Source organism: Phenylobacterium sp., from assembly GCF_036402295.1.
Lineage (GTDB): Bacteria > Pseudomonadota > Alphaproteobacteria > Caulobacterales > Caulobacteraceae > Phenylobacterium.
In genome coordinates, this window is sequence record NZ_DASWTE010000096.1 from 1 (window position 1) to 4,826 (window position 4,826).

Consider the following 4,826-nt stretch of genomic DNA (forward strand, 5'->3'; position numbering starts at 1 on the left):
CGAGCAGACGCTGCGCAACGAGTTCATGTCGAACCTGGCGCGCACCTCCAAGCGCGACAGCCACGAGATGATGGCCGACATCTTCAACGCCTTCGACCGCCAGACCGAGACCCGCTTCATCACCGCCCTGGAAGAGCGCAATCGCGAGGCGGCCGAGCGCATCCGGGCCCTGATGTTCGTGTTCGAGGACCTGTCCAAGCTGGACCCGGGCGGCGTGCAGACCCTGCTGCGCGGCGTCGAGAAGGATCAGCTGGGGCTGGCCATGAAGGGCGCATCCGACAGCCTGCGCGAGATGTTCTTCTCCAACATGTCCGAGCGCGCCGCCAAGATCATGCGCGAGGACATGGAGAGCATGGGCCCCGTGCGCCTGCGCGACGTCGACCAGGCGCAGATGGCCATCGTCCAGATCGCCAAGGACCTCGCCAACAAGGGCGAGATCATGCTGGCCGGCTCCTCCTCCGACGATGAGCTGATCTACTGATGTCCGAAGCCCACACCAGATTCTCGTTCGACACCGAGTTCGACACCAAGGGCGGCGTGGCCTTCCAGGCGCAGCGCCCCAAGCGCCTGTTCCCGGTGGAGGAAGTCGAACAGCTGCGCGAGGCGGCCCGAGCCGAAGGCGAGCGCGCCGCCCTGGCCAGCATCGCCGCCCAGCAGGCGACTGCGCTCGGCCAGATCGCGGCGGCCTGCGCCCAGGCCCTGCCGCGCCTCGCCGAGGTGGCCCACGAGCACCGGCAGGGCTCCGCTGCGCTCGCCCTCGCCTGCGCCCGCGCGATCGCCGACGCGGCGCTCGACAAGTTCCCCGAAGCGCCCGTGCAGGCCGCCCTCGCCTCGCTGGCTCGCGAGATCGACGCCCAGCCGCGGCTGGTCGTGTCGGCCGACCCGGCCCTGGCCGCCCAGCTGCAGGGCGTTCTCGAGGACGCCGCGCGCGGCCTCGGCTTCGAGGGGGCCGTGGTCGTCAAACCCGACGGGGCCTTCGGGCCTCACGCCTTCACCCTCGATTTCGGCGACGGCCAGGCGGCCTACGACCCTGCCCAGGCCGCCGACCGCGTGACGGAGGCCCTCGAGGCCGCGCTCGCAGCCGAAGGCCTCCACGCCGAACCCCTGATCCCCGGCTCAGAAAGCTAGACCCATGGCGGAAGACGACCTGAAACTCGACGAGTTCGCGCCCGACACCGACGCCGACAGCGTGCTGGCGAACCTGCTCGGCGAGGAGCGCACCGCCGGCGACCTCGCCCCGGTCTTCGACGTGCCCGTGGCCATCTCGGCCGTGCTCGGCCGCTCGTCGATGTCGGTGGCCCAGCTGCTGCAGCTCAGCCAGGGCTCGGTGCTGGAGCTGGACCGCAAGGTCGGCGAGGCGATCGACATCTACGTGAACAACCGCCTGGTGGCGCGCGGCGAGGTCGTCATCGTCGACGAGCGCCTGGGCGTGACCATGACGGAAATCATCAAGGACGGCGACGCCCAGGTCTGAACCTGAGCGTGCGAAGGAGTTACGAAGATGCGGCTTCTGGTCGTCGGTAAACTGAGCGGACAGCTCGCCACCGCCGTGAAGATGGCGATGAGCGCGGGGGCCAAGGTCTCCCACGTGGAGACCATCGAGGCGGCGACCCACGCCCTGCGCTCGGGCCAGGGCGCCGACCTACTCATGGTGGACTACGACCTCGACATCGCCGGCCTGATCGCCGCGAACGAGGCCGAGCGGATCCGGGCGCCGGTGGTGGCCTGCGGCATCGCTGCCGACCCCAAGCGCGCCGCCGACGCCATCCGCGCCGGGGCCAAGGAGTTCATCCCCCTGCCGCCGGAGGCCGAACTGATCGCGGCAGTGCTTTCCGCCGTCAGCGACGACAACCGCCCGATGGTGGTGCGCGACCCGTCGATGCAGCAGGTGATCCAGCTCGCCGACCAGGTGGCGGCCTCCGATGCCTCCATCCTCATCACCGGGGAGAGTGGCGTCGGTAAGGAGGTCGTCGCCCGCTACGTCCACCAGAAGTCACGCCGCGCGAGCCGCACTTTCATCTCGGTCAACTGCGCCGCGATCCCCGAGAACCTGCTCGAGAGCGAGCTGTTCGGCCACGAGAAGGGCGCCTTCACCGGCGCCGTCGCCCGCCGGATCGGCAAGTTCGAGGAAGCCAACGGCGGCACCCTGCTGCTGGACGAGATCAGCGAGATGGACGGCCGCCTGCAGGCCAAGCTGCTGCGCGCCATCCAGGAACGCGAGATCGACCGCGTGGGCGGCGCCAAGCCCGTGAAGGTCGACATCCGCATCCTGGCCACCTCGAACCGCGACCTGGCCCAGGCGGTGAAGGACGGCACGTTCCGCGAGGACCTGCTCTACCGCCTGAACGTCGTGAACCTGCGCCTGCCGCCGTTGCGTGAGCGCCCAGGCGACGTGATCGCCATGGCCGAGTTCTTCGTGAGGAAGTACGCCGCCGCCAACGCGGTGGCCGAAAAGCCGCTCTCGGCCGAGGCCAAGCGCCGCCTGGCCGCCCACCGCTGGCCGGGCAACGTGCGCGAACTCGAGAACGCCATGCACCGCGCGGTGCTGCTCTCGGTTGGCCCGGAGATCGACGAGAACGCCATTCGCCTGCCCGACGGCCAGCCGCTCGCGCCCGTGGACGCGCACGCCCGCACCGCCCAGGCCGCCGCCTCGGCCGCCGAGGTGGCTGCCCGCTCGTTCGTCGGCCAGACGGTCGCCGAGATGGAGCAGACGCTTATCATCGAGACGCTGGAGCACTGCTTCGGCAACCGCACCCACGCGGCCAACATCCTCGGCATCTCGATCCGCACGCTGCGCAACAAGCTCAAGGAATACACCGAGGCCGGCGTCTCGGTGCCCGCCCCGCAAATGGGCGCGAGCGCGGCCTGACCTAGATGGCCGACGTCCGCCCCGCCTACAGCTACGACACCGCCCCCTCCGCGAGGGACGTGTGGGGCATGGTGGCGCGTGGCGAGGTGCTGATGGCGGTGGGCATCGTCGCCATCGTCGTCCTCCTGATCCTGCCGATCCCAGCGTTCCTGCTGGACCTACTGCTGTCGATCTCGATCGCCGCATCGATCCTGATCCTGATGACGTCGATCCTGATCAAGCGGCCGCTGGAGTTCACGGCGTTCCCGACCGTGCTCCTGGTGGCGACCCTGTTCCGGCTGGCGCTCAACATCGCCACCACCCGGCTGATCCTTTCCCACGGCCACGAAGGCGCCCACGGCGCCGGCGCGGTGATCGAGACGTTCGGCCGCCTGATGATGGGCGGAAACTTCGCCATCGGCGTGATCGTCTTCATCATCCTGGTGATCGTGAACTTCGTCGTCATCACCAAGGGCTCGGGGCGGATCGCCGAGGTGGCCGCCCGCTTCACCTTGGATGCGATGCCCGGCAAGCAGATGGCCATCGACGCCGACCTGTCGTCGGGCCTGATCGACCAGGACCAGGCCAAGCTGCGCCGCAAGGAGCTGGAGCAGGAGTCGACCTTCTTCGGCGCCATGGACGGCGCGTCCAAGTTCGTGCGCGGCGACGCGGTCGCCGGTCTGGTGATCCTGGCAGTCAACGTGATCGGGGGCATCCTGATCGGCGTGCTGCAGCACAAGGTGCCGATTGGCGAGGCCTTCTCCAGCTACACCATCATGTCGATCGGCGACGGCCTGGTCAGCCAGATCCCGGCGCTGATCATCTCGATCGCCGCGGGCTTCCTGGTCTCGAAGGCGGGCGTCGAGGGCTCGGCCGACAAGGCGCTGGTCACCCAGCTCGCCACCAACCCGGTCAGCCTGGGCATGGTGTCGGCCACGGCCGGCGTCCTGGCGATCATCCCCGGCATGCCGATCATCCCGTTCGCGGCGCTTTCGCTGGGCGCTGGCGTCCTGGCCTGGCGTCGCGCGCAACAGGCCAACGAGCCGCAGGCCGTCGAGATCGCGCCCGTCGCCGCCGAGCCGGAAGAGGAGCCGATCTCCCAGACCCTGGCCATCGACGAGATCAAGATCGAGCTGGGCTATGGCCTGCTGCCCCTGATCAACGACCTGGAGGGCCGCCGGCTCACCGACCAGATCAAGGCGCTGCGCCGCACGCTGGCCGCCGACTTCGGCTTCGTGATGCCGTCGGTCCGGATCCTCGACAACATGCGCCTGCCGATGACCGGCTACTGCCTGCGCATCAAGGAGATGGAGGCCGGCTCGGGCGAGGTCCGCATCGGCCAGCTGATGGCCATGGATCCGCGCGGCGGCCAGGTGGAGTTGCCCGGCGAGCACGTGAAGGAGCCGGCCTTCGGCCTGCCCGCGACGTGGATCGAGGACTCCCTGCGCGAGGAAGCCAGCTTCCGCGGCTACACCATCGTGGACCCGGCCACGGTGCTGACCACGCACCTGACCGAGATCCTGAAGGAGAACATGCCCGACCTGGTGACCTACGCCGAGGTCCAGAAGCTGCTGAAGGATCTGCCCGCCGAGCAGAAGAAGCTCAGCGAGGACCTGATCCCCAGCGTCGTGTCCGCCACCACCGTCGTGCGCGTGCTGCAGGCGCTGCTGCGCGAGCGGGTCTCGATCCGCGACATCGGCGCGATCCTGGAGGGCATCGGCGAGGCCGCGCCGCACACCAGCTCGATCACCCTGCTCGTGGAGCAGGTGCGGGCCCGCCTGGGCCGGCAGCTCTGCTACGCCTATCGCGGCGACGACGGCGCGCTGCCGATCGTCACCCTATCGGGCGAGTGGGAGAACGCCTTCGCCGACGCCCTGGTGGGCGGGGGCGAGGAAAAGCAGCTGGCGCTGGCCCCGTCGCGCCTGCAGGACTTCATCCGCGGCGTCCGCGAGACCTTCGAGCGCGCGGCCATGGCCGG

At 69.6% G+C, this 4,826-nt stretch carries 5 protein-coding genes; all 5 read left to right on the forward strand.

Features of this window, described 5'->3' with window-relative positions; all coding sequences use genetic code 11:
• The coding region (locus VGD44_RS06195; protein WP_331084982.1) for a FliG C-terminal domain-containing protein at positions 1-481 on the forward strand (481 nt) is incomplete at its 5' end.
• Entirely contained in the window at positions 481-1,128 is a 648-nt protein-coding gene (locus tag VGD44_RS06200; RefSeq protein WP_331084984.1) for a flagellar assembly protein FliH, read from the forward strand. The genes VGD44_RS06195 and VGD44_RS06200, both read left to right, overlap by 1 nt.
• 4 nt (positions 1,129-1,132) lie before the next feature.
• Positions 1,133-1,474, forward strand: a complete 342-nt coding sequence (gene fliN / locus VGD44_RS06205; RefSeq protein WP_331084986.1) for a flagellar motor switch protein FliN — start codon at positions 1,133-1,135, stop codon at positions 1,472-1,474.
• 27 nt (positions 1,475-1,501) lie between these two features.
• On the forward strand, positions 1,502-2,869 hold the full coding sequence (locus tag VGD44_RS06210) for a sigma-54 dependent transcriptional regulator (RefSeq protein WP_331084988.1): 1,368 nt from the start codon (positions 1,502-1,504) through the stop codon (positions 2,867-2,869).
• 5 nt (positions 2,870-2,874) lie between these two features.
• The coding region (gene flhA / locus VGD44_RS06215) for a flagellar biosynthesis protein FlhA (RefSeq protein WP_331084990.1) at positions 2,875-4,826 on the forward strand (1,952 nt) is incomplete at its 3' end.